Here is a 21,136-nt window from a genome sequence, read left to right on the forward strand (position 1 = left end):
GGACCTTGCAACTTCCGTGCGATACGCCTAGGAGCGCACCTCCGGTCGGGACGTAGCGCAGCCTGGTAGCGCATCACACTGGGGGTGTGGGGGTCGGAGGTTCGAATCCTCTCGTCCCGACCAAATAATCAAGAAATTGCTCAGAGCCCTCCATCGCTCGGCCCGTTGCGCCGTTGAAGGTGGGGCCAGCGCTGATGCGCAGCGCCCCTTCAGCGCAACACATCCAGAATTGCCACATCAAGCTAGTACGGGTCAGAAGCCCTGCGCGTCGAAGCTGCGCCGAATATGTTCGGCCACCGTGGTGGCAGGATGATGCGGCACCTCCCCTTCAGCTAAGCAGGAAGGCAAACAGGCGATTTCCTGCTGTGGCGCGCCTGTCAGGAAGAATGGCGCGGAATAACGGTCCACACCGGTGATGTTCACGACCCTGTGAACCGACGATTTGTACCGACCATTGGTCCAGCGCTGGAACAAATCACCCACATTGACCACCAGGCTTCCGGGCATCGGGGGCGCTTCGATCCAGCTGCCGTCATCCTGATCGAGCACCTGCAGGCCGCCCACCTCATCCTGCAAAAGCAGGGTCAAACTCCCAAAGTCGCAATGCGCTCCGGCCCCCTTGGCGCCAGCGGAATAATGGACCAGCCGCAGCGCGGCGACCGGATCGGTGCAGAAGGCGGAAAAATAGTCTTCCGGCAAATCGAGCGAAAGAGCGAAACCGGCCATCAGCCGCCGCGATATATCATGCATGTCTGCCACGTAATCGAGCATGAATGCCTTAAAGCCAGGCACCCCGTCCGGCCAGAGATTGGCCTCTTCGTCCACGGCCTCGCTCCCGAGATAATATTCTTCCTTCAGGGCATACTGCGGTAAACCTTCACTGGTACGTCCGCCCATGCGCGCATAGCCGCGTCCTCCACGGGCAGATCCATTTGTGATGGCGCGTTTTTCGCCCTCATCCAGGGCGAACAGGGCCTTTGCATAGTTCAACACCAGCGCAAGCCGCTCGCTGCTAAGGCCGTGGCCGACAAGATAGAAGAACCCATGCCGCACACTTGCGGCCTTCAACCCGAGAACAGTCTCCTGCCTCGTGTCAGGGTGATCGCTCTCCATTGCAGAAAGATCGATCACCGGAAGCGCAAAGCCACTCATTCGGGAACTCCGTCGGACGGATTTCAAAGACAACGAACTTAAGGCCTGTTTTAAGGCCCGGTTGTGCCAATTGAGCATGCTCGCCGAACGTCCTTCGAAACACCCAGTCACGCCGCGATGTGCCATGAGGAAGAGAAGGAGTTCTCGATGCCACTCATCCCTTCCTTCGATGACACCTGGCTCAACGTCCGGGTGGAGGGTCCGCGCGATGCCCCGGCTATACTCTTCGCGCATTCCATTGGCTGCGACCTGACCCTCTGGGACCGGCAAGCAGCGGCCCTCAACGACCGATACCGCATCATTCGCTATGACGTTCGCGGCCATGGTGCCAGCGATGCTCCCGAAGGGCCTTACACCGTCGAGCAACTTGCGGGGGACGCGCTTGCGATCCTCGATGCCCTCGAGGTCGAGCGCGCGCACCTTTGTGGACTGTCACTCGGCGGTACGATGGGGCAGTGGCTGGCACTCAACAGGCCGGACAGGCTTGCCAGCTTGACCCTGTGCGACACAGCGGCCCGACTGGGCACCATTGAAGGCTGGCAACAAAGGATCGAGACCGCTCTCTCGCGCGGCATGGCGGCCCTGGTGGATATGTCACTCCTGCGCTTTTTCTCGGAAGCGTTTCGCGATCAAGACCCGGCAACAATCGCCCAGTTCCGCGAGATATTCCTTGTCACGCCAGCGCAGGGCTTCGCGGGCTGCTGCGCGGTTTTGCGCGAATGCGATTTCACGGACCATCTTTCCGCCATAACGGTACCGACCCTGGTCATGACGGGTCGCAACGATGTGCCCACGCCACCCACCGACAGCGAGTTGCTGGCATCCCGCATTCCCGGCGCGAAACTCATATTGCTCGATGCAGGCCATATCTCTGCACGGGAGGATCCGCAGTCCTTTACCAGAGCCCTTCTCAACCACATCCAGCGCAATGAGCCGCGCGATCCGGCTCAGCGATAACGCGCCGCCCATCGCCTGCGCCCGCAAGGCGTTGCAATTCGCGCAAGAAAACCGGACGAGAATAGCATTACCGGTTCGCCGGGCGAGCTGCCACCTTGAGCATCGGTCAGCCAAGTTGCAACGATGAGTGAGCAGAGCATGGACGATATGATTCAGGATGAAGACCGCCTGATAGCGCAGGCTGTCGAGCTTTCCGAAATTCCACTGATCGACTTTGCCCCCTTCCTCTTCGGGGATGCCGAGGCGCGGCGCGAAGTCTCTCGACAGATCGCTGAAGCCTGCGCCACCATAGGCTTCTTCTATCTCACCGGACACGGCGTGCCGACCGAGACGCGTCAGGCCGTTTTCGACAGGGCCGCCGATTTCTTCCACTTACCGATGGAAGACAAGGAGGAAGTCCGCGTCAACGACCAACTCAATCGTGGGTGGATTTATTCAGGCGATAAAGAGAATCTGAACGCGAACAGCCGTGTCTTCGAGCAGTATCGCATTCAGCGGGATTTCGCCCCTGATGACCCGCTGCTTAAAACCGGCAATCCCTTTTACCAACCGAACCGATGGTCATCCAAGGTCGACAATTTCGACAAGGATTGCATGACCTATTACGATACGATGTCGCATCTCGCAGAGGAATTGGTCCGTGCCTTCGCCTTAGGGCTGGATCTGCCGGAAGACCGCTTCAACCGCTACTTCCAGAAGTCCACTTCGCAAATCAGCTTGATGTACTACCCTTCCCTTCCCGAAGGGGCCGGCAACGAAATAAAGAATTTGAGCGCCCATGTCGACGAAGGTCCGCTCGTGATCCTCGCCCAGGGTGAGATTGGCGGGCTTGAACTCAAGACGCTGGACGGGCGCTGGATTTCCGCCCCGCCGGTCCCCGGAGCCTTTACGGTCAATATCGGCAACATGATGATGTGGTGGTCGAACGGGCGCTATCGCTCGACGCTCCACCGCGTGCGCAACACCTCCCATGTCGAACGCTTTTCAATCCCCTTCTTCTGGAATGCAGATCACGACGTGGTCGTCGAACCGCTGGAGGAATTGGTGGCGCGTGACGGCGAAGCGAAGTTTGCGCCGGTGCATGTCGGCGCCTTGCTTGGGCGGTTCTACAAATCTTCGGTCTACATACCGTTCGATGACAAGAAATAGGCTCCGCGAGCCACGCGACGCACGGACGGTCGCGGTGTGGCTGATGCCAGAACGCAATCGCGCCCGGCAAGCCTGAGCCTGCCGGGCGCGATGTTGATCGGTTCAACCGGTCACGCGGCGGGGTTAGCCGCCGCGTGAATCCTCAGAACTTGTAACCGACCGTCACGCCGTAGGTGCGCGGCGGGAGCCAGGTCACGCCGAGAAGGCGGCCTGTCGCCAGAGCGAAGGTGCTGCTCGGGCGGAATACGTCGAACAGGTTCTTGGCCCAGAGCTGCGCGCGGATGCGGCCGTCGTTAGTCTCGTAGGCCAGCGAGGCATCGACCATGGTGTAGGCCGCGCTGCTCTCGATCTCGCGCATATACTCGCTGAAGTAGGTGCGGCTCTTATAGGAGACGTCCACGCTCGGCGTGAAGGTGCCGATGGGCGCGATCACATCATATTCGCCGTGCAGGTTCCACGACCAGCGCGGGCTGTTGCGCGTGTCGTTGCCGGCGAGCTGGATGTTGCCGCCGCTCGGGGCGCCGAAGGCCGTCGGATCGGGGTTGGTCACGGCATTGTAGGGCGTGCCGCCAGCGATATTGGCCGGGTTGAGCGGATCGAGCGTGAGATAGTCGACGAAATGCGCATCCGTGTAGGAGAGCGCACCGCTCAGGCGCAGGCCGGGCATCGGGCGCAGCATCGCGTCGAGCTCGATGCCCTTTGCGCGTGTCTTGGCCGCGTTCTGGAAGATCGTGGTGTAGCCCGTCGGTCCACCGGCGATCGTCTTGTTCAGCTGCAGGCCGTTCAACGTATAGGCATAGCCAGCGAGGTTCACGGTCAGCATGCGGCCGAAGCTCGCCTTGATGCCGGCCTCATGGTTGAACATCTTCTCGGGGTTGACGATCGTGGTGCTGCCTGCGGCATTCTCACCCGATCCGGCCTTGAAGCCTTCCGAATAGGTGTAATAGAGCAGGATGTCCTGATTGGCCTTCCAGACCAGCCCGGCTTCCGGCGTGAAGTCGCGGAAGGTCTTCTCCACATGCGTGCCCGCGGCGGTGTAGCGCAGCACCGGCCCCACCCCGTTGCGGGTGATGATGATGGAGGGGTTTTCCGACTCCACATGCTCGCTGCTCCAGCGACCGCCAAGCTTCACGCTGAGGCCCGAGAGCGCCTCGCTGAACATGCCAAGGCCGATCTCATACTGGCCGAAGATCGAGAAAGCCTCGGTCAGCAGGTTCGAGCGCGTGCAGACGCGCTTGGGAGCAATGATGTTGCTGCCGCCGGTCACGCCGTTGGGCGAGTAACCGCACAGGCCATAGGCCTCGTTCAGATCGATGCCCGCAGCCTGCAGTACGCCGATATTCTGCGCCATGCCGGTGCGATTGGCGAGACCGACATTGTCGATCGGCCGCTGGCGCTCATGGAAGAAGAACACGCCGATGGTGCCGTTCACCCATTCGGACTGCAGGCCAAGGCGCAGCTCGTTGCTCCACTGCTTGCTGTCGATCCGGCGCTCCTGCACCGTGGTCGCCTGACCGTTGGTGGGCAGGCTGTCGATCACCGCCGAAAGATCGAGATCCTGGAACAGCGAGCTCTTGAAGGAGCGATAGTTGGCGATGTTGGTGACCGTCAGCGCATCGTTGAGCGGCACATTGAGCGTGCCGGTGAAGGCATAGGTCTCGGTCTCGGTGCCCGGGCTGGATTCCGTCGCGAGATCACGCGGGTTGGTCGCATAGCCGCCCACGCCGAGCGGCGCCAGACGCGCCACGCCGGGGAAGGATGCGCGCAGATAGTGGATCGCGCCGGAGGCATCGCTCTGGCGGAAATATTCGCCAGAGACTAGCAGCGTCGCCTCACGGCCAAGGTCGAACTCGAGCGAGGCGCGGCCCATGCGGCGGTTGAGATCGTCAACATCCTTGCCGGACACCGGGTTGACGCCATAGCCGTCGCGGTTTTCGGTCTTGATCGCCAGACGGGCGCGAATGCCCTCGGTGATCCGGCCGCTGATCGCGGCTTCGGTCGTCAACGCATTGTAGCTGCCATAGCCGATGCGGCCATAGCCCGAGAAGATGTCCGTCGGGCGGGCGGTGATGACGTTGATCGACCCACCCACCGCGTTGCGGCCATAAAGCGTGCCTTGCGGGCCGCGCAGCACCTCGATGCGCTCCAGATCGAAGAGCGAGGTGAGCTGGGCCTCGGCGCGGGCCACGTAAGCACCGTCGACGTGGAAGGCCACGCCGGTGGAGCTGCCCGTGGTCGAGGTGTTGGCACCCACACCGCGAATGAAGATCTTCGCCTGATTGAAATCGCTGCCGAAGTTCACCGACGGCACGATCGTCTGCAGGTCAGAGATGCTGTTGACGCCAGCGCTGGCGATCCGGTCGGCGCCCAAGGCACTGACGGCGGCGCCCACATCTTGCAGCGATTGCTCGCGCTTCTGGGCGGTGACGATGATCTCCATGCCGTCATCGGCGGCGGTCGCTGTCTGGGCGGCCTGCGGGGTTTGGGCGAGGGCGCTCGTCGAGGCGAGGAGCAGCGCGGGGATGGACGCTTGGATGGACAGGGAAATCCGTTTCATTCTCTCTCTTCCGTTTCTGTTATGCTGGCCCTGCGGGATGGGCATGCATGTTCAATGCGCCCGCACTCACTGAATGCAAGACCCGACTGCCCCAAAGGGCAGCCATATCATTCATTCGAGACACAGGTGTAACCTTTGCGCCACGGCTCGCTTTGACCCACGTCAAACCGCCCCGCGCCTTGTCGACACGCGTTGCAAATGCGCATCTGTGCTCGCGAAGGAGGGGCGCCATGCTGGCATGAAGAGCAGCCATGCGCAGTCCGGACGCTACGGAAACGGGAAGCGCCCGAGCCGGCGGTGGCCGGCTCGGGCGCTTGATGATCGGGCGGATCGTCCGCGACGATCCTCAAGAGAGGGAAACGGTGTCGGCGCTATTCCGGGATGGAGCCGTCCTCGTCGTCCATATTCTCCTCGCCTTCATAGGCGCCCATGTCGATGAGGCCGCTGCGATCCATCTGGTTCATCGTGTCCACCAGGTCCGGCGCATCGATGGGCATCACCTGAGCGGGATTCGGCTTGCCGCCATGCTCGGTTTCGGGCTCGCCGCGATAGGGATTGGCCTGCGCATCGGCGGCGACATCCTGCGCCTGCGTGCCGCTCTCATCCTGCTCGGCATTGTCCTTGTCGGGATCGTTGAAGTCCAGCGGCGGGGTTTTCTGACTCTGCGTCATGGATAGGCCTCCTATAATGCCGGGGACCAAGCCCTCAGCCTTCGGAGGAAGAACGCGCCCCTGCCCCATCGGTTGCCGCGCCCTGCCCCGGCCGCAAGGCGTCCAGTCCAGCCTCGCCCTCCTGGCCGAATAGGCCGCGCACCCGGATTTCCTGCTGCGGCAGCGGGATTTCGATGGCATTCTGGCGCAGGGCATCGTCGATCGCCCAGCAATAGGTCGCCAGCGTGCGCCCCGGTCGTTTGACGGCGGACAGGGTGGGCCAGACGACCAGCTCGAACTTGAGCGCGTTCTCGCCATAGCCGACGAGCCAGACCTGCGTGCGCTTGCGCCCGGCATCCGGCAAGGTCAGCGGCACGGCCTTGGCCGCCTCGATCACGGCGTCGCGCACCTTCTCCTTGTCCGCGTTAAGGGCCGTGCGAAACGGGATATGGACGCGGCGGGTCATGCGGTTGCGCGTCCAGTTGGTCACCTTGCCGTCGATGAGATTGGCATTGGGCACGAGCATGTCGACATCGTCATTGGTCAGTACCGCCGTCGCGCGCGGCCCGATGGAGCGCACCTCGCCCATGGTGCCGTCTTCCAGTTCGACGAAATCGCCCACTTCGATGCTCCGGTCGAACAGTAGCACCAGCCCGCCCACGAAGTTGCGCACGATATCGCGCAGCCCCAAGCCGATGCCGACACCCAGCGCACCGGCGAACAGGGAGAGCGCGGACAGATCCACTCCCAGCGCCGACACCGCCGCTGCAAGCCCGAACGCGACGATGACATAGCGCGCAATCTGCCCGCCGATATGAATGGCGTGGGAGCGCTCCTCCCCCATGGTCTGCTGCGCGCGGCGCACGAACTTCTTGAGCAGCCACACCGCCAGCAGCGCCGTCGAGAAGACGACGATGGCCGAGATGATCGCGCCGATGGTGAGCCCGGACGCCCCGATATAAGCGATGGGTTGGGTCAGCAGTGCATCGGCGCCGTTCAAAGCCACATGGCCTCCTGTGGAGTGACCGCACCGTGAGGGCCGGCTATCGGGATGTCAAATCGGTGGCTTAGTCGAAAAGTTCCGGGCCTCCTCAACTGCCCTCCTTGTCCCGTTGCAAGACAAGCTGTCGCAAAACGGCTTCGCGCGGGGCCATGTCGTGCTATTCCGCAGGACATGGAAACCCGGCGTGATGCCATTTACTATCAGCAACTCGCCCGGGTGGCGCGCTTGAAGGCCGACAACTGTGGCGATGCAGACGTCGCCCGCCGCTTGCGCGAGGCCGCCATATTGCATGAGCGCACGGCCCGCCGCCTGCAGCGGGAAGGATCGCCGAGCCAGCCCGAAGAATAATGCGCAGCATCGACAGGGTCGATTGAGCCATTCGTCGCGATCAGCTAACGCCTCATGGCCTGCGCGATGAGGAGAGACGATTGAAACGGCGTATTTTTGCTTCGGCCCTGCTCTGTGGCCTCGCCCTCTCTGCGGTGGCGCGTGCGGGGGAGACGCCGTTATATCAGCCCTCGCCCGACTGGGTCATTCCCGCGCAGCTTCCCGCGCCGTCCGCACTCGCGGCGAGCGGCCCCGCCATCCTGATCTTCGACCGCCAGCAGCGCATCGCAGACGGCAGCCTGTGGACCTATTCGGACACCGCGCAGCGCATCACCTCGGCCGAACAGCTCAACCAGCTCGCCAACCTCACCCTGCCCTGGCTGCCGGACAAGGGCGATCTCATCATCCACGAGCTGGCAATCGTGCGCGATGGTCAGAGCATCGATCTGCTGGCCGGTGGCCGCACGTTCACGGTCATCCGGCGCGAGCAGGCGCTGGAGCGGCGCGAACTCACCGGGCTGCTGACCGCGACCATGGCCGTCGAAGGCCTGCGCGTGGGCGACATCCTGCGCCTGCGCGCCTCCACCACCGGCAAGGACGCCGCGCTTGCGGGCCACGTCCAGGCGCTGACGCCGTTGATTACCGCGCCCGTGACGCTCGGTCAGGGTCGCCTCCGCACCCTGTGGGACAATGACAGCCCGGTCAAATGGAAGGTCGGCATCACCGGCATCGAGGCCAAGCCGGTGCGCGGGGCGCGCTTCACCGAGCTGAGCTTTGCTCTGCCCGGCCCGCGCCAGACGGAGATTCCCTCCGATGCGCCCATCCGTTTTCAGCCGCTGCCTTTGCTCGAGATCTCCACGTTCAAGGACTGGGCCGACGTCTCCAAGACAATGTCCCCGCTGTTCGCGACGCAGGGCCTACTCAAGCCAGGCAGCGCCCTGCTGCAGGAGGTTCAGGCGATCATGGCTGCCGAGCGTACGCCGCTCGGCCGCGCCCAGCGCGCCCTGCGGCTCGTTCAGGACCAGATCCGCTATCTGGCGGTCTCCATGGATGGCGGCAATTATGTCCCGCAAACGCCGGAGCAGAGCTGGGCTTTGCGTTATGGCGACTGCAAGGCCAAGACACTGATGCTGCTCGCCATGCTGCGCGAAATGGGCATCACGGCAGAGCCCGTGCTCGCCCATGCCCAGCTCGGCGACGCCGTCGTAAAGCGCCTCGCCAGCCCGGCCGCCTTCAACCACATTCTCGTGCGCGCGCAGATCGATGGCGAATCCCTGTGGCTGGACGGCACCGGCATTGGCTCGCGGATCGAGGATATCCACGATACGCCTCCCTTCCGCTATGTGCTGCCGCTACGCCCGGACGGCGCCGATCTCCTGCTGATCGAGCCGCGCAATGCCGGCCGCCCCGCCTTCGACCTGACGATGACCATGGATGAGACCGCCAGCATCGATCTGCCAAGCGTGTTCGATCTCACGCTGGTGTTGCGCGGCCTCGCCGCCATGCAGCTCAACGTCGTGCGCACCCAGCTGGACAGCGAGAAGCAGCAGGAGGTGCTTGGCGAGTTCCTCTCCAGCGTGGTCGGCGAATCCCAGTTTGCGGACATCAGCCTCACCGGAGACGATCAGGCCGGGATCGTGACGATCAAGGCACGCGGCGTCACCGATTCAGAGTGGACGTGGACGGACAAGACCATGCGCCGCGCGGTCGACAAGAGCATCTCGTCGATCAGCTTCGCGCCGGATCGCGCACGTGCGGCCTGGTCCACAATCCCGGTCGCGACGCCGGCGCCCGAGGGCCGCCATGTTCGCACGACCATCCGCCTGCCCCAGCAGGGCGCGGGCTTCAGCGTTGAGGGCGAGCCTGCGCTGGCCGCCCGCATCGCCGGCTATGATTTCAAGCGCGCGCTCAGCCTTGAGAAAGACGTGCTGACCATCGATGAAAATGTCGATTCCACCGGCATCGAGATCCCGGCCAGCGAGATCGGCGCCGAGAAGGACCGTCTCGCCACCGCGCAATCGCAGGCACCGCGCCTGATCGCCCCGGCCAATGCCCTGCGCTCGTGGGACATCACCGGCAAGGACCCCGCCGGCGCGACGCAGATTGCCGCTGCGCAAGCCGTCTACGCCAAGGCCATTGCCGCCAACGCCGACAAGGCCGCGCCCTATCGCGACCGGGCGACATTCCTCCGCGCCATCAATGATCGCAAGGGCGCCCTAGCCGATCTCGGCAAGGCCATCACGATCGAGCCGGACATCGACCTCTATCTGATGCGCAGCCAGATCCACAAGGAAATGGGCGACCTGAAGGCAGCGCTGGCGGATGCCGAAGCGGGCCGCGCACTCGACCCCGCATCCGTGGGTGCGGTGTTCAGGGTCGCCAACCTGCGCGCCGAAAGCGGCGATCTGGACGGGGCCGTCGCCCTGCTGGATCAACGCATTGCGCTGGGCGGCGAATCCCGCCGGACCTTCCAGGAGGGCAAGGCCGACATCATCGGCACTTATGGCGACCCGGCCACGGCGCTCGCGCTTGTCGACACGCTGCTGGAAGACCGGCCGGGCACGCCGTCACTCCTCAACATGCGCTGCTGGATCAAGGGGACGCGGCAGGTTGAGATCGAAACCGCCGCGAAAGATTGCACATCGGCGCTGGAGCTGAGCAACAGCCCCTATGGCATTCTGGATAGCCGCGCGGTCGTCTCCTACCGTCTCGGCCGGTATGAGGATGCGCTCCGCGATCTCAATGCCGTGCTGAATTCCGTCCCCAATCTCGCCGAAAGCCGCTTCATGCGCGGCGTCGTCCTCGCCCGCTTGGATCGCGGCGCGGAGGGCCAGACCGATCTCGCCATCGCCCGCCGCATCAAGCCGCGCATCGACGCGGACTATGCACGCTTCGGTATTGCCCCGTAAGGCAGAGCGGCGAGCATCGAGCACCAGCCTATCCCACCTTCGTCACCCCGGACCTGATCCGGGGTCCAGCTTTCTCGGTGGGATGCCTGAACCTTGGGCTGCATTGAAGCAGCGGGACCCCGGATCAAGGCCAGAGTGACGAGGAAGGGAGGTAAGCCCGCCTGTCCTTCAAACCGGCGCCCGCAAACCCTCAGGCGCGCGCGAGCAGGCCTTCGGTCAATCCCTCAAACATCCGGCGCCCGTCCGTACTGCCATGGGTCTTCTCGATCGCGCGTTCGGGGTGCGGCATCATGCCCAGCACATTGCCGCCCTCGTTGAGGATCCCCGCGATGTTCCGCGCCGATCCATTGACGGCCTCAGCATAGCGGAACGCGACGCGGCCCTCGCCTTCCAGCCGATCCAGCGTCTGCGCATCGGCAAAATAATTGCCGTCATGATGCGCAACCGGGATATTGATCGTCTGGCCGGCCTCATAGCCGCTGGTGAACGCGCTCTGGCTGTTCTCCACGGTCAGCGCCACGCTGCGGCAAACGAAGTGGATGCCGGCATTGCGCATCAGCGCGCCCGGCAGCAGCCCCGCTTCGGTCAGCACCTGAAAACCGTTGCAGATGCCGAGCACATAGGTGCCACGCGATGCCGCCTGAGCGACGGCCTGCATGATCGGCGAGCGCGCCGCCATGGCGCCGGAGCGCAGATAGTCGCCATAGGAAAAGCCGCCCGGCACGCCGATGAGGTCCAGCCCCTCCGGCAATTCCGTCTCGCGATGCCAGACCATCTCGGGCTTGGCGCCGCTCACGGCCTCGAAGGCCACGGCCAGATCGCGGTCGCAATTGGAGCCCGGGAAGACGATGACAGCGCTTTTCATCGGAAACGTCCTTCCTGTCGCCGGCTCAGCCGATCGCCTCGATGCGGTAATTCTCGATCACCGTATTGGCGAGCAACTTGCGGCACATAGCGTCGATCTCGTCTTCGCTGGAGCCGTCGGCCAGATCGAGCTCGATGAGCTTGCCGGCGCGGACATCATTGACGCCGCCAAAGCCCAGCCCTTCCAGCGCGTGCTGGATCGCCTTGCCCTGCGGATCGAGCACGCCGGATTTCAAGGTGACGAACACGCGGGCTTTCATCGGGACTGTCCTTGTCATGTTGATCGGTGATGGTGATCGGATGCGCCGGCCCTAGACCCGGTCTTTCGTCGCCGCAAGAGGTGAGCGCGTGTCGATGCGTTGCGCGGGCAGCGCGTCGCGCCGAAACCCGTCGAAGCAGCGCCCGCCGACGCGCGCCAGTTCCGCCTCGCCCAGATGCAGCACGGCGTCGACGCGCCCAGCGCCGAACAGATCGGCAAAGGCGGTCTCGTAGCGGCTTGAGAGGCCGGGTTGCGCAGCCTCCAACTGGCGGGGCAGCCATTTGCCGGCGCCGTTCCAGCAGTCGCGGGTGCGCAGGCTCAATTCCGCCAGCAACGGGTGGAGTCGCGCGCCGATGGCCAGCTTCTCGGAGCGGCTGCGCTCGCCGCGCAGATCGTCCAGGGCGTCCGTGATCTGGTAACGGAGGTCTTCGAGCGCCTCGGCACTCAGCGGCCTCGGCCCCGCCGCGAGCCGCGCCGCGACCTTTGCCTGCAGCACCTTGCCTAGCGCGATCCGCCGCCCGATCACTTCGCCCTCGGCCACCATAGAGAGCAAGGAGGGGCGCCCCTTGGCAATATCCTGCTCCATGAACCAGGCGAGCGTGGAGGGATCGTGCACGAACATTTCGACCGGCACGCCGTCGACCGTCTCCGATTCCCGATGCGCCAGCGGCAGCGCGCGATAGACCACCACCAGATCGATATCCGACCAAGCGCGCCCTTCACCGCGCGTGATGGAACCGGCCACAAAGGCGTAATCGGCTCCGGGAAAGCGTTCGAGGAAAATGGACTTGGCAATGGCCAGCGCGCGCGCGGGATCGGTCATCATGATGGCGGCGCCTTATCAGCCCCACGCGCGGAAGAAAATGCGCCTGAGCCAGAGCGGATCGAGTTTGAGGTGGTGGCGGGCTGGGGCGGATCGGAAGGACCCGGGCGCGGACAAGGTGGGCACCCCACCGAAGTAACGCGTCCCTCTCCCTTCCTCCGTCATTCCCGCGAACGCGGGAATCCAGGTCAGCGGCCGCGCATCGAGGCGACCTCGAAGCTGGATTCCCGCGTTCGCGGGAATGACGAGGATGAGGGCCGCTATGCAAAAACCGTGAAGCGGCGGCTGGACTACCGAATCCGGTAAAAATCCCCCACCCGATCCAGCGCGAAGCCCAGCACCAGCTTGCCCGCCCGCGCCGGCCAGCCGAGCGCGCGTTCGGCGGCGACGAGGCTTTCGCACGCGCAGACGACCCGCCACAGGATATCCACCAGACCGGGGCCAGCCGCCGCCAGCGCGCCATTCAGCCGATCGCGCGCGCTCATTCCGGCGAGCGTCGGCGCTTGGCCGGGCGCCCCGCCCCGCCCGGCGCGAACGGGTACAGCCGCCAGATCCCAGTTCATCGTCACGCGCGCACCCATGCCGGCCTGTTCCCAATCGCGGCGCAGCGCCTCGGCGGCATCGAACTGCCGCTGGCTCAGCATCCCACGGGCATGGAGCCAGCTCGTCGGCGATTCTGCCATGTTGACCATCACGCGCTCGCGCCGCCCATCGGGTCCTTCGATCACTCGTTCCACTGTCTTACCGCGCCGTTCAGCCATGCCCTGCGTCTCCCGTTTCGAGTCGCAAAGACCATTGCCATGTGGCGACAAATGTAGGACATAGCGAACCGATGAGGTTAACAAATCAGGTGAGCCGATGATTACGAGGATCAGGGAAGTCCGCAAGGCGCGGGGCCTCACGCTGGAGGGAGTGGCGGCCCGCTGCGAACCCCCAACCACGGCCCAGACCATCGGTCGCCTCGAAACAGGCACGCGAACCGTATCGGTGAAATGGCTCAACCGTATCGCCGCCGCGCTGGATGTGCAGGCCAGCGATCTGGTCGATCTGCCCGCCAGCGAGAAAGTTCCCGTCGCCGCGCTGGTCGGCCCAGACGGCGCCGGCGCGCCCAGCCGCCCGCTCACGCTGGTGCCGCCCGCCGTGCCCAAAGGCGCGCTTGGCATCCGCATGACCGCCGCGCTTGGCGATTACCGCGCCGGAGACGAATTGTGGTGCGAACCCCTGCCGCCGGAGCGGTTCGCCGACGCGCTCAACCGCGACGTGCTGGTGCCCCGCCCCGCCGGCCGCTTCCTCTTTGGCCGCCTCATCGGCCGCGACGGCGCCATGCTCCACCTCCTCCCGCTCGGCATCGGCATGCGCCAGCAAGTGGTGAACGACCCCGCCTGGATCGGCTTGCCGGTGCGGCTGATCAGGGATTTGTGATCCTAATCGCGGCACCCCACAATGCGCTCGTCTGGGACTAAAGTTGATGCCGCATCTGCCTCGGCTGCCTGATGCTTTAGCGATGATCTGAACTTATGACGCAACCTGCGGAGCCCTTTTCCCTCACACTCGCAAGAGACGGCGCCGAGCATTTTCATGGCGCCGCTTCAAATTGCCTTGGAGAAATTTGCGAAATATTGAGCACGCTTCCCGGAGGGCAAGCCGGCTTGCGTCTTCGTAACGTAGCGGGCCTCCGGCCTCTTTTGGCATCCACAGGACCAGTAGGATCTTTGGCCGCTTCGGTTCTCGGAGAGCGCTGCCAACCGGTTCGAGCGATCCTGTTCGACAAAACCAACGAGACGAATTGGTCGCTCGCGTGGCATCAAGATCGGACAATATGCGTGCAACGCCGATTGGAGGTCGAAGGCTATGGCCCTTGGAGCAAGAAAAGCGGGATGCAACATGTTGAGCCGCCCTTCGCCCTCCTTGAACGGATGCTGACCCTACGCTGCCACATCGATGATGTTCCAGAAGACAATGCGCCACTTCTGGTTGCGCCAGGCTCACATCGCGCCGGCCGGCTTCCCATAACCCAGTATGATAACGTCGTTCAGAAATGTGGGGTGCGGGCCTGCCTAGCTCAAGCTGGCGATGTCTGGGCTTACGCCACGCCCATTCTACACGCTTCCGCCGCCAAAAAGTCCGCGGGACATCGGCGCGTGTTACAGATCGATTACTCGGCAGACGAACTCAAAGGCGGACTGGAATGGCTAGGCATATAATGCCGGCCGACCTGCAACCAGTCAGCTTTGGACTTCAGGCAACGCTTACTCCGCGGCGTTCGCTACGCCCGCCGCACCCGGCTCCGCCACCGGGATCGTCCAGATCGTCACATTCATGAACATTACCATCGCCGCGACGATCATCAGCCAGCCGCGCTTGGCATCGTGCCGCCAGCCGATCATGTAAATGCCGCCCACGCCCAGCGCGATGCCGGCGAGCATGAGGATGGAGAGAATGGTCCCGCTCATGGCTGCGCGATAGCCCGAGCGGGCAAGTCACGCAATCCACGGTGGCATTCTGGGCCGGTGGATACTAGATAGCGGCGCGAAGCCGACTCGTTCAAATTCAGAGTTGGGCCGGGGACCTTCTGCCATGCGTATCGCTATAGCTTCCGACCATGCCGCAACCGACCTCAAGGCCGCGTTGGCCAATTGGTTGCGCGAGCAGGGTCATGATGTGAATGACCTTGGCCCGGCCGCGGGCGAGAGCGTCGACTATCCCGATTATGGCTACAAGCTGGCCGCCGAGATCGCGGCCGGTCGCGCCGAGCGCGGCGTGGCGCTGTGTGGCTCGGGCATCGGCATTTCCATTGCCGTCAATCGCGATCCGGCCTGCCGCTGCGCGCTGGTGAGCGAGCCGCTCTCCGCCCAGCTCTCGCGCGAGCATAATGATGCGAATGTGATCGCGATGGGCGCCCGCCTGATTGGCCCGGAAATGGCCAAGGCCTGCCTCACCGCTTTCCTCACCACCGAATTCGGCGGCGATCGCCACGCTCGTCGCGTCGGCAAGCTCGGCAATCCGCCGGCGCTCGCCACGACGGCGTGATGCCGCGCCCGATCCGTTGAACACAGACGTCTGATAACAAGGAACATCCGCTCATGAATGCCTCGCCAGCCGCTGCCGATCTCGACAACCAGCCCGCCATCCGCGCTCAGGGCTTTTTCTCGACCGGCCTTGCGGACGCCGATCCGGAGGTGTTCGCCGCCATTCAGGGCGAGCTCAAGCGCCAGCAGGACAAGATCGAGCTGATCGCGTCCGAGAACATCGTCAGCAAGGCGGTGCTGGAAGCGACCGGCAGCGTGTTCACCAACAAATATGCCGAGGGCTATCCCGGCAAGCGCTATTATGGTGGCTGCGAGTGGGCCGACGTGGTGGAGAACCTCGCCATCGAGCGCGCCAAGAAGCTCTTCGGTTGCGACTTCGCCAATGTGCAGCCCAATAGCGGCAGCCAGATGAACCAGGCAGTGTTCCTCGCACTGCTGCAGCCGGGCGATACCTTCATGGGCCTCGACCTTTCGGCGGGTGGCCACCTCACCCACGGCTCGCCGGTCAACATGTCCGGCAAGTGGTTCAACTGCGTGTCCTACGGCGTGCGCAAGGAAGATCAGCTGCTCGACATGGACGAGGTGATCGCCAAGGCCCGCGAGCACAAGCCCAAGCTGATCATCGCGGGTGCCACCGCCTATCCGCGGGTGTGGGACTTTGCAGCCTTCCGCGCGATTGCCGATGAAGTGGGCGCCTATCTGTTGGTCGACATGTCGCACTTTTCCGGCCTCGTCGCCGGTGGCGCGCATCCCTCGCCCTTCCCGCACGCCCATGTGGTGACGACGACCACGCACAAGTCGCTGCGTGGCCCCCGCTCGGGCATCATCCTCACCAATGACGAGGCGCTGGCCAAGAAGTTCAACTCGGCCGTCTTCCCCGGCCTGCAGGGCGGTCCGCTGGTGCATGTGATCGCCGCCAAGGCCGTCGCCTTCGCCGAGGCCCTGCAGCCTGAGTTCAAGGCCTATGCCCATCAGATCGTCGCCAATGCCAAGGCGCTGGCCGCCAGTCTCGCCGACGCTGGCGTAGCGGTGGTATCGGGCGGCACAGACAATCACCTGATGCTGATCGACCTGCGCTCGCGCAACACGACCGGCAAGGCGGCCGAGAAGGCGCTGGATCGCGCCTACATCACCTGCAACAAGAACAGCGTACCGTTCGATACGGCGAGCCCGTTCGTCACCTCCGGCCTGCGCCTCGGCACCCCGGCGGGCACGACGCGCGGCTTCCGCGAGGCCGAGTTCCGCCAGATCGGCGGCTGGATCGCCGAAGTGGTCGAGGGGCTGCGTCGCAATGGCGATGAAGGCGATGGCCAGATCGAGGCGCATGTGCGTGAGAAGGTGAAGGCCCTCACCGCCGCCTTCCCGATCTACTGAGCAAGGACCGCGACCGATGAGCAAGCCCGACGATCTCGCCCAGCGCGCCAAGGCGGAAGCCACCGGCATGGCCAAGCAGGGGCTTGCCCATCCCTCCACCAAGCCAGTGCTGACCGGTGCGGCCATTGGCGCCGTGGCCGGGCTGGTCCTGCCGGTGGTCTCACTGCCGCTCGGTCTTGTGACCGGCGCCGGTATCGCCTTCTGGCAGAGGATTCGCCGCTAAATGCGCTGCCCTTATTGCGCCCATGAAGACAGCCAGGTGAAGGACAGCCGCCCCACAGAGGACGGCGCCGCGATCCGCCGCCGCCGCCAGTGCGAAGGCTGCGGCGCGCGCTTCACTACGTTCGAGCGCATCCAACTGCGCGACATCGCCGTCGCGAAATCGAACGGCACCAGCGAGCCCTTCGACCGGGACAAGCTCGCGCGCTCCATCGAAATCGCCTGCCGCAAGCGGGCGATCGACACGGTGCGCATCGAGCGGCTGGTCTCCGGCATCCAGCGCCAGCTCGAAACCAGCGGCGAGACGGAAGTCCCGGCCGCCCGCATCGGCGAACTGGCGATGGAAGGCCTCAAGGGCCTGGACAGCGTCGCGTATATCCGCTTCGCCAGCGTCTATCGCGATTTTACCGAGGCGAAGGATTTTGAGTCCTTTGCAGGGTCGATCCGTGAGGTTGGCCGGGAGTGAGGCACCACGTCTGCCTCACCCCGTTCGCCCTGAGTAGTCACTGAGCCTGTCGAAGTGGCGTATCGAAGGGCCTTGCCATGAGCTTCTACACCTATCTGCTGAAGTGCGCCGATGGCAGCTATTATGCCGGCCATACCGACAATCTGGACCTGCGCATTGCCCAGCATGAGTCTGGATCAATTCCCGGCTACACAGCAACGCGCTTGCCGGTCGCTCTTTCGTGGTCGGAATCGTTCGGAACGCGCGAGGAAGCATTGAGTGCGGCGCAACAGATCAAGGGCTGGTCACGCAATAAGAAGGAAGCGCTGATCGCGGGAGATTTTGCGGCCCTCAAGGAAGCGGCGCGGAAGTCCTTCGATACGCCGCTTCGACAGGCTCAGCAGCAACTCAGGACGAACGGGGAAGAAACAGCCGCATTTCCTTCCGTCAGCGCTCCTGCCTCGCCTGCGCTCAGCTCGGCCCTTCGACTTCGCTCAGGGCGAACGGAGGAAAGTGAGCAAGTGCAAGGGCATGACACCCCACGCCCCGTCATCGTCCTCGTCCGCCCTCAACTCGGTGAGAACATCGGCAAGGCGGCGCGGGCGATGCTCAATTTTGGGCTGACCGAGATGCGGCTGGTCACGCCGCGCGATGGTTGGCCCAATCCGGCGGCCGGCCCCGCAGCCGCGGGCGCGGACGGGGTTCTGGCCAACGCGCAGGTGTTCGAGACGCTGGCCGATGCCGTGGCGGACTGTCCGCATGTCTATGCCACCACCGTGCGCAAGCGCGGCGTGACCAAGCCTGTCGTGACGCCGGAAGAAGCCGCGCGGGATATCCACCTTGCGCAGGGGCGCAGTGCCATCGTCTTTGGCCCGGAGCGTTCCGGGCTGGAAACCGACGATGTGGCGCTTGCCCGGGCTATCCTCACGGTTCCGATCAACCCGGAGTTCGGCTCGCTCAACCTCGCGCAGGCCGTCATCCTGTGCGCTTATGAATGGTCCAAGCAGGCGGCGCTCAGCCAGCCGACCCACACCGACCTGCTGCCCCCCGCCCCGCAGGAAGAGCTGGAGGGCATGATCGCCCAGCTCGATGGCATGCTCGAGCAAGCCGGCTATTTCTACCCGCCCGATCGCGCCCCGGCGACACGGCGCACCCTGCGCGGCGTGCTCACCAAGCCCGGCTGGAACAGCCTCGAAGTGCGCACCCTGCGCGGCGTTCTCTCCGCGCTGGCCAATCCGCGTCCCCGCTGACAATCAGGGAAGCCGACACCGAGCGACCGGCCCATTGCCGCCATCTTGCGGGTCAAAACCGACGAACCTCCCTGCCATCGCGGCCAGCCGTGCCACCGCTCTGGTGCCCGAGCGCTTTCTTGTTCAAGGCTGGTGCGCGTCAGGAAGAAGAATGAGAACAGACGTTTCGGGTCGTGAACATCATTGGGACGCCATGCGCGCCCTGCTCATGCTGCTCGGCATTCCCTATCATGTCGCCATGGCCTATCGCGCCAATGACGTGTGGATCGTCAATGCGGGCGAAGGTGATCTCATCTTCACATGGATCGCCGGCATCATCCACCTGTTCAGAATGCCCGCTTTCTTCGTGATCGCTGGCTATTTCGCCGCGCTGCTGCTGATGCGCCGCGCGCCCGGCGCGTGGATGAAGAACCGCCTGATCCGCCTCGGCCTGCCCTTCGTTGCCGCTTTGCTCACCCTCAATCCGCTGCTCAATCTATTCTGCGAACTCTCCAATTTCAGCCTCTGGGGCGCCTTGGGCTCGCTGGAGAAGAACAGCCTGCAATCCGGCGGATATTGGGTGCGGCATTTGTGGTTCATCATCGTGCTGCTTTATCTGTGCGGCGCGGCCGCTCTGCTCTGCCATCTCGCGCCGCGCGCGGCGCAGGCTATGCTTCCCGCCCGTATCGATGACTGGCTTGGCCGGCATATGGCAGCGGCCGTGATCGGCCTTGGCGTGGTGATCGGTCTCTGGCAGGCCGGGGCCATCGAGCTCTTCTATGCTTGGGGTTTCGCCACCAACCTGCCCCAGCAAATCCTGCGGATCGACCAGTTGATCCAGTTCGCGCCCTGGTTCGCGCTCGGCTGGCTGGTCTGTCGCGCCCCTCAGTTTCGCGCAGCACTGCACAAGCCCTCCGCCATGCTTGCGTTCATCACCCTCGCCGCTACCTTGCTCTACCTCCAGAGCGGGCGAGACGTGCATCCGATGACCGAGCGGTTCATCGGCAACATTGCGGCGATCACCATGACGCAGGCCCTCATTGCTGCCATGAAGCGGCTGGCGGACAGGCCAAGCCCGGCGGTGCAGGCGCTGGTGAGTGGCGCCTTCGTGATCTATCTCGTCCATTTGCCGATTACGGCCGGCCTCGTCGTCCTCGGCCAGCACATCGCCATGCCGGTGGTGGTGAAGGCGGGCGTGATCACGGCGCTCACTATGGCACTCAGTTGGGGCTGCTGGCGCATCGTCCAGACCTCCCCTACCCTGCGCCTGTTGTATGACGGCGTGGGGCCGGAGCTTCCGCGCCTGTCCACAGCCCCCGCGCGAAAGACCGCCGCCGCGACGGCACCTTGACTTTCCGCCCCTCGCCCGCCATAGGCGCGCCTTCGCAATCGGCCCCGCACCCCGGTGCAGCGGCGGCCCTGCCTCTGAAAATGAGTGTCAGGCGAAAGACCGGGATCGACGCCAAACCCTTTCAGGGCGCGGCAGACGTTGTTCGCAATTGAAGGAAAGTCATCATGACGAAGCGCACAAGCGCCAAGTACAAGCTCGACCGTCGCATGGGCGAGAACATCTGGGGTCGCCCCAAGAGCCCGGTCAACAAGCGTGAATATGGCCCCGGTCAGCACGGCCAGCGCCGCAAGGGCAAGATGTCCGACTATGGCATCCAGCTCCGCGCCAAGCAGAAGCTCAAGGGCTATTATGGCGACGTGACCGAGAAGCAGTTCAAGAAGAGCTACATCGAAGCCAGCCGCATGAAGGGCGACACCAGCCAGAACCTCATCGGTCTGCTCGAGCGTCGTCTGGACGCGGTTGTCTACCGCGCCAAGTTCGCGCCGACGATCTTCTCGGCTCGCCAGATCGTCTCGCACGGCCACATCTATGTGAACGGCGTGAAGTGCAACATCGCCTCGCGTCTGGTGAAGCCGGGCGACGAGATCACGCTCGGCAAGAAGGCGCAGGAAATGGCGCTCGTTCTCGAGGCGCAGAGCCTGCCCGAGCGCGACATCCCCGACTATCTCGCCCCCGATGGCGCCACCAAGATCACCTACACCCGCGTCCCCACGCTGGACGAGGTGCCCTATCCGGTGAAGATGGAGCCGAACCTGGTCGTCGAGTTCTACTCGCGCTGATCGATCGGCCTCTCAGGCAGATTTCAAAAAAGGCGGTCCGGCAACGGGCCGCCTTTTTTT

At 64.2% G+C, this 21,136-nt stretch carries 22 protein-coding genes and 1 tRNA gene; 14 read left to right on the forward strand and 9 right to left on the reverse strand.

Translation table 11 applies throughout. The features are described 5' to 3' along the window. The first annotated feature begins 46 nt into the window (after positions 1-46). A tRNA-Pro gene (locus M2331_RS09180) sits at positions 47-123 on the forward strand. A gap of 129 nt (positions 124-252) precedes the next feature. On the opposite strand, the gene M2331_RS09185 is transcribed toward M2331_RS09180, so the two are convergent. Next, on the reverse strand, positions 253-1,152 hold the full coding sequence (locus M2331_RS09185; protein WP_181559998.1) for an isopenicillin N synthase family dioxygenase: 900 nt from the start codon (positions 1,150-1,152) through the stop codon (positions 253-255). Between the two features lie 147 nt (positions 1,153-1,299). On the opposite strand from M2331_RS09185, the gene pcaD reads away from it, so the two are divergent. Beyond that, on the forward strand, positions 1,300-2,109 hold the full coding sequence (gene pcaD, locus M2331_RS09190) for a 3-oxoadipate enol-lactonase (RefSeq protein ID WP_181559999.1): 810 nt from the start codon (positions 1,300-1,302) through the stop codon (positions 2,107-2,109). A gap of 138 nt (positions 2,110-2,247) precedes the next feature. Further along, entirely contained in the window at positions 2,248-3,258 is a 1,011-nt protein-coding gene (locus M2331_RS09195) for an isopenicillin N synthase family dioxygenase (protein WP_181560000.1), read from the forward strand. Between the two features lie 142 nt (positions 3,259-3,400). On the opposite strand, the gene M2331_RS09200 is transcribed toward M2331_RS09195, so the two are convergent. The 3 genes from M2331_RS09200 to M2331_RS09210 form a co-directional block, all read right to left on the reverse strand. Continuing rightward, entirely contained in the window at positions 3,401-5,815 is a 2,415-nt protein-coding gene (locus tag M2331_RS09200; protein ID WP_181560001.1) for a TonB-dependent receptor, read from the reverse strand. A 371-nt stretch (positions 5,816-6,186) separates the two neighbouring features. After that, a complete protein-coding gene (locus M2331_RS09205) occupies positions 6,187-6,486 on the reverse strand; it encodes a hypothetical protein (protein ID WP_181560002.1) in 300 nt (99 codons plus the stop codon). Between the two features lie 34 nt (positions 6,487-6,520). Continuing rightward, positions 6,521-7,471, reverse strand: a complete 951-nt coding sequence (locus tag M2331_RS09210) for a mechanosensitive ion channel family protein (RefSeq protein ID WP_181560003.1) — start codon at positions 7,469-7,471, stop codon at positions 6,521-6,523. Between the two features lie 168 nt (positions 7,472-7,639). On the opposite strand from M2331_RS09210, the gene M2331_RS09215 reads away from it, so the two are divergent. Together M2331_RS09215 and M2331_RS09220 are read left to right on the forward strand one after the other, a co-directional pair. Further along, entirely contained in the window at positions 7,640-7,816 is a 177-nt protein-coding gene (locus M2331_RS09215) for a hypothetical protein (RefSeq protein WP_181560004.1), read from the forward strand. 80 nt (positions 7,817-7,896) lie between these two features. Next, positions 7,897-10,704 carry a DUF3857 domain-containing protein gene (locus tag M2331_RS09220; protein ID WP_264592348.1) on the forward strand — a complete coding sequence of 936 codons (2,808 nt, stop codon included), beginning with the start codon at positions 7,897-7,899 and terminating at the stop codon, positions 10,702-10,704. 190 nt (positions 10,705-10,894) lie between these two features. Here M2331_RS09220 and purQ read toward each other — a convergent pair whose 3' ends face one another. From purQ to M2331_RS09240, 4 genes are all read right to left on the reverse strand, one after another. After that, positions 10,895-11,569 (reverse strand): phosphoribosylformylglycinamidine synthase subunit PurQ, encoded by a 675-nt coding sequence (gene purQ / locus M2331_RS09225; protein ID WP_181560005.1) that lies wholly within the window; start codon positions 11,567-11,569, stop codon positions 10,895-10,897. 25 nt (positions 11,570-11,594) lie between these two features. Further along, positions 11,595-11,828 (reverse strand): phosphoribosylformylglycinamidine synthase subunit PurS, encoded by a 234-nt coding sequence (purS, locus tag M2331_RS09230; RefSeq protein WP_181560006.1) that lies wholly within the window; start codon positions 11,826-11,828, stop codon positions 11,595-11,597. Between the two features lie 51 nt (positions 11,829-11,879). Further along, the gene (locus tag M2331_RS09235) at positions 11,880-12,653 is read right to left on the reverse strand and encodes a nucleotidyltransferase domain-containing protein (protein ID WP_181560007.1); all 774 of its coding nucleotides are present in this window, start codon (positions 12,651-12,653) and stop codon (positions 11,880-11,882) included. A gap of 287 nt (positions 12,654-12,940) precedes the next feature. Continuing rightward, positions 12,941-13,411, reverse strand: a complete 471-nt coding sequence (locus tag M2331_RS09240) for a DUF6456 domain-containing protein (protein ID WP_181560008.1) — start codon at positions 13,409-13,411, stop codon at positions 12,941-12,943. Positions 13,412-13,508: 97 nt separating this feature from the next. Between M2331_RS09240 and M2331_RS09245 the strand changes: the two genes are divergently transcribed. Next, positions 13,509-14,072 (forward strand): helix-turn-helix domain-containing protein, encoded by a 564-nt coding sequence (locus M2331_RS09245; RefSeq protein ID WP_181560009.1) that lies wholly within the window; start codon positions 13,509-13,511, stop codon positions 14,070-14,072. Positions 14,073-14,167: 95 nt separating this feature from the next. Further along, a complete protein-coding gene (locus tag M2331_RS09250) occupies positions 14,168-14,854 on the forward strand; it encodes a phytanoyl-CoA dioxygenase family protein (protein WP_181560010.1) in 687 nt (228 codons plus the stop codon). 45 nt (positions 14,855-14,899) lie between these two features. Here the strand turns inward: M2331_RS09250 and M2331_RS09255 are convergent, their stop codons facing one another. Beyond that, positions 14,900-15,103, reverse strand: a complete 204-nt coding sequence (locus tag M2331_RS09255) for a hypothetical protein (protein ID WP_181560011.1) — start codon at positions 15,101-15,103, stop codon at positions 14,900-14,902. A 124-nt stretch (positions 15,104-15,227) separates the two neighbouring features. Between M2331_RS09255 and rpiB the strand changes: the two genes are divergently transcribed. The 7 genes from rpiB to rpsD all read left to right on the forward strand — a co-directional run bounded on the left by rpiB (position 15,228) and on the right by rpsD (position 21,076). Beyond that, positions 15,228-15,680, forward strand: coding sequence for a ribose 5-phosphate isomerase B (rpiB, locus tag M2331_RS09260; RefSeq protein ID WP_181560012.1), 453 nt, complete (start codon positions 15,228-15,230; stop codon positions 15,678-15,680). A 53-nt stretch (positions 15,681-15,733) separates the two neighbouring features. After that, entirely contained in the window at positions 15,734-17,053 is a 1,320-nt protein-coding gene (gene glyA, locus M2331_RS09265) for a serine hydroxymethyltransferase (RefSeq protein WP_220128540.1), read from the forward strand. A gap of 16 nt (positions 17,054-17,069) precedes the next feature. Then, positions 17,070-17,276, forward strand: a complete 207-nt coding sequence (locus M2331_RS09270) for a hypothetical protein (protein ID WP_181560013.1) — start codon at positions 17,070-17,072, stop codon at positions 17,274-17,276. Continuing rightward, on the forward strand, positions 17,277-17,738 hold the full coding sequence (nrdR, locus tag M2331_RS09275; protein WP_181560014.1) for a transcriptional regulator NrdR: 462 nt from the start codon (positions 17,277-17,279) through the stop codon (positions 17,736-17,738). 77 nt (positions 17,739-17,815) lie between these two features. After that, positions 17,816-18,967 carry a TrmJ/YjtD family RNA methyltransferase gene (locus M2331_RS09280; protein WP_181560015.1) on the forward strand — a complete coding sequence of 384 codons (1,152 nt, stop codon included), beginning with the start codon at positions 17,816-17,818 and terminating at the stop codon, positions 18,965-18,967. A 151-nt stretch (positions 18,968-19,118) separates the two neighbouring features. Further along, positions 19,119-20,297: an acyltransferase family protein gene (locus tag M2331_RS09285; protein ID WP_181560016.1), complete on the forward strand. Its 1,179-nt coding sequence runs from the start codon at positions 19,119-19,121 to the stop codon at positions 20,295-20,297. 164 nt (positions 20,298-20,461) lie between these two features. Continuing rightward, positions 20,462-21,076 carry a 30S ribosomal protein S4 gene (rpsD, locus tag M2331_RS09290; protein ID WP_181560017.1) on the forward strand — a complete coding sequence of 205 codons (615 nt, stop codon included), beginning with the start codon at positions 20,462-20,464 and terminating at the stop codon, positions 21,074-21,076. Positions 21,077-21,136 lie beyond the last annotated feature (60 nt).

The sequence above is a fragment of the Sphingobium sp. B10D7B genome, from assembly GCF_025961955.1.
Classification (GTDB): domain Bacteria; phylum Pseudomonadota; class Alphaproteobacteria; order Sphingomonadales; family Sphingomonadaceae; genus Sphingobium.

What these genes read in the sequence shown, in the direction of transcription:
- M2331_RS09185 (WP_181559998.1), bottom strand. Translation starts at nt 1,152, where the DNA reads ATGAGTGGCTTTGCGCTTCCGGTGATCGATCTTTCTGCAATGGAGAGC.
- pcaD (WP_181559999.1), top strand. Translation starts at nt 1,300, where the DNA reads ATGCCACTCATCCCTTCCTTCGATGACACCTGGCTCAACGTCCGGGTG.
- M2331_RS09195 (WP_181560000.1), top strand. Translation starts at nt 2,248, where the DNA reads ATGGACGATATGATTCAGGATGAAGACCGCCTGATAGCGCAGGCTGTC.
- M2331_RS09200 (WP_181560001.1), bottom strand. Translation starts at nt 5,815, where the DNA reads ATGAAACGGATTTCCCTGTCCATCCAAGCGTCCATCCCCGCGCTGCTC.
- M2331_RS09205 (WP_181560002.1), bottom strand. Translation starts at nt 6,486, where the DNA reads ATGACGCAGAGTCAGAAAACCCCGCCGCTGGACTTCAACGATCCCGAC.
- M2331_RS09215 (WP_181560004.1), top strand. Translation starts at nt 7,640, where the DNA reads ATGGAAACCCGGCGTGATGCCATTTACTATCAGCAACTCGCCCGGGTG.
- purQ (WP_181560005.1), bottom strand. Translation starts at nt 11,569, where the DNA reads ATGAAAAGCGCTGTCATCGTCTTCCCGGGCTCCAATTGCGACCGCGAT.
- purS (WP_181560006.1), bottom strand. Translation starts at nt 11,828, where the DNA reads ATGAAAGCCCGCGTGTTCGTCACCTTGAAATCCGGCGTGCTCGATCCG.
- M2331_RS09235 (WP_181560007.1), bottom strand. Translation starts at nt 12,653, where the DNA reads ATGATGACCGATCCCGCGCGCGCGCTGGCCATTGCCAAGTCCATTTTC.
- M2331_RS09240 (WP_181560008.1), bottom strand. Translation starts at nt 13,411, where the DNA reads ATGGCTGAACGGCGCGGTAAGACAGTGGAACGAGTGATCGAAGGACCC.
- M2331_RS09245 (WP_181560009.1), top strand. Translation starts at nt 13,509, where the DNA reads ATGATTACGAGGATCAGGGAAGTCCGCAAGGCGCGGGGCCTCACGCTG.
- M2331_RS09250 (WP_181560010.1), top strand. Translation starts at nt 14,168, where the DNA reads ATGACGCAACCTGCGGAGCCCTTTTCCCTCACACTCGCAAGAGACGGC.
- M2331_RS09255 (WP_181560011.1), bottom strand. Translation starts at nt 15,103, where the DNA reads ATGAGCGGGACCATTCTCTCCATCCTCATGCTCGCCGGCATCGCGCTG.
- rpiB (WP_181560012.1), top strand. Translation starts at nt 15,228, where the DNA reads ATGCGTATCGCTATAGCTTCCGACCATGCCGCAACCGACCTCAAGGCC.
- glyA (WP_220128540.1), top strand. Translation starts at nt 15,734, where the DNA reads ATGAATGCCTCGCCAGCCGCTGCCGATCTCGACAACCAGCCCGCCATC.
- M2331_RS09270 (WP_181560013.1), top strand. Translation starts at nt 17,070, where the DNA reads ATGAGCAAGCCCGACGATCTCGCCCAGCGCGCCAAGGCGGAAGCCACC.
- nrdR (WP_181560014.1), top strand. Translation starts at nt 17,277, where the DNA reads ATGCGCTGCCCTTATTGCGCCCATGAAGACAGCCAGGTGAAGGACAGC.
- M2331_RS09280 (WP_181560015.1), top strand. Translation starts at nt 17,816, where the DNA reads ATGAGCTTCTACACCTATCTGCTGAAGTGCGCCGATGGCAGCTATTAT.
- M2331_RS09285 (WP_181560016.1), top strand. Translation starts at nt 19,119, where the DNA reads ATGAGAACAGACGTTTCGGGTCGTGAACATCATTGGGACGCCATGCGC.
- rpsD (WP_181560017.1), top strand. Translation starts at nt 20,462, where the DNA reads ATGACGAAGCGCACAAGCGCCAAGTACAAGCTCGACCGTCGCATGGGC.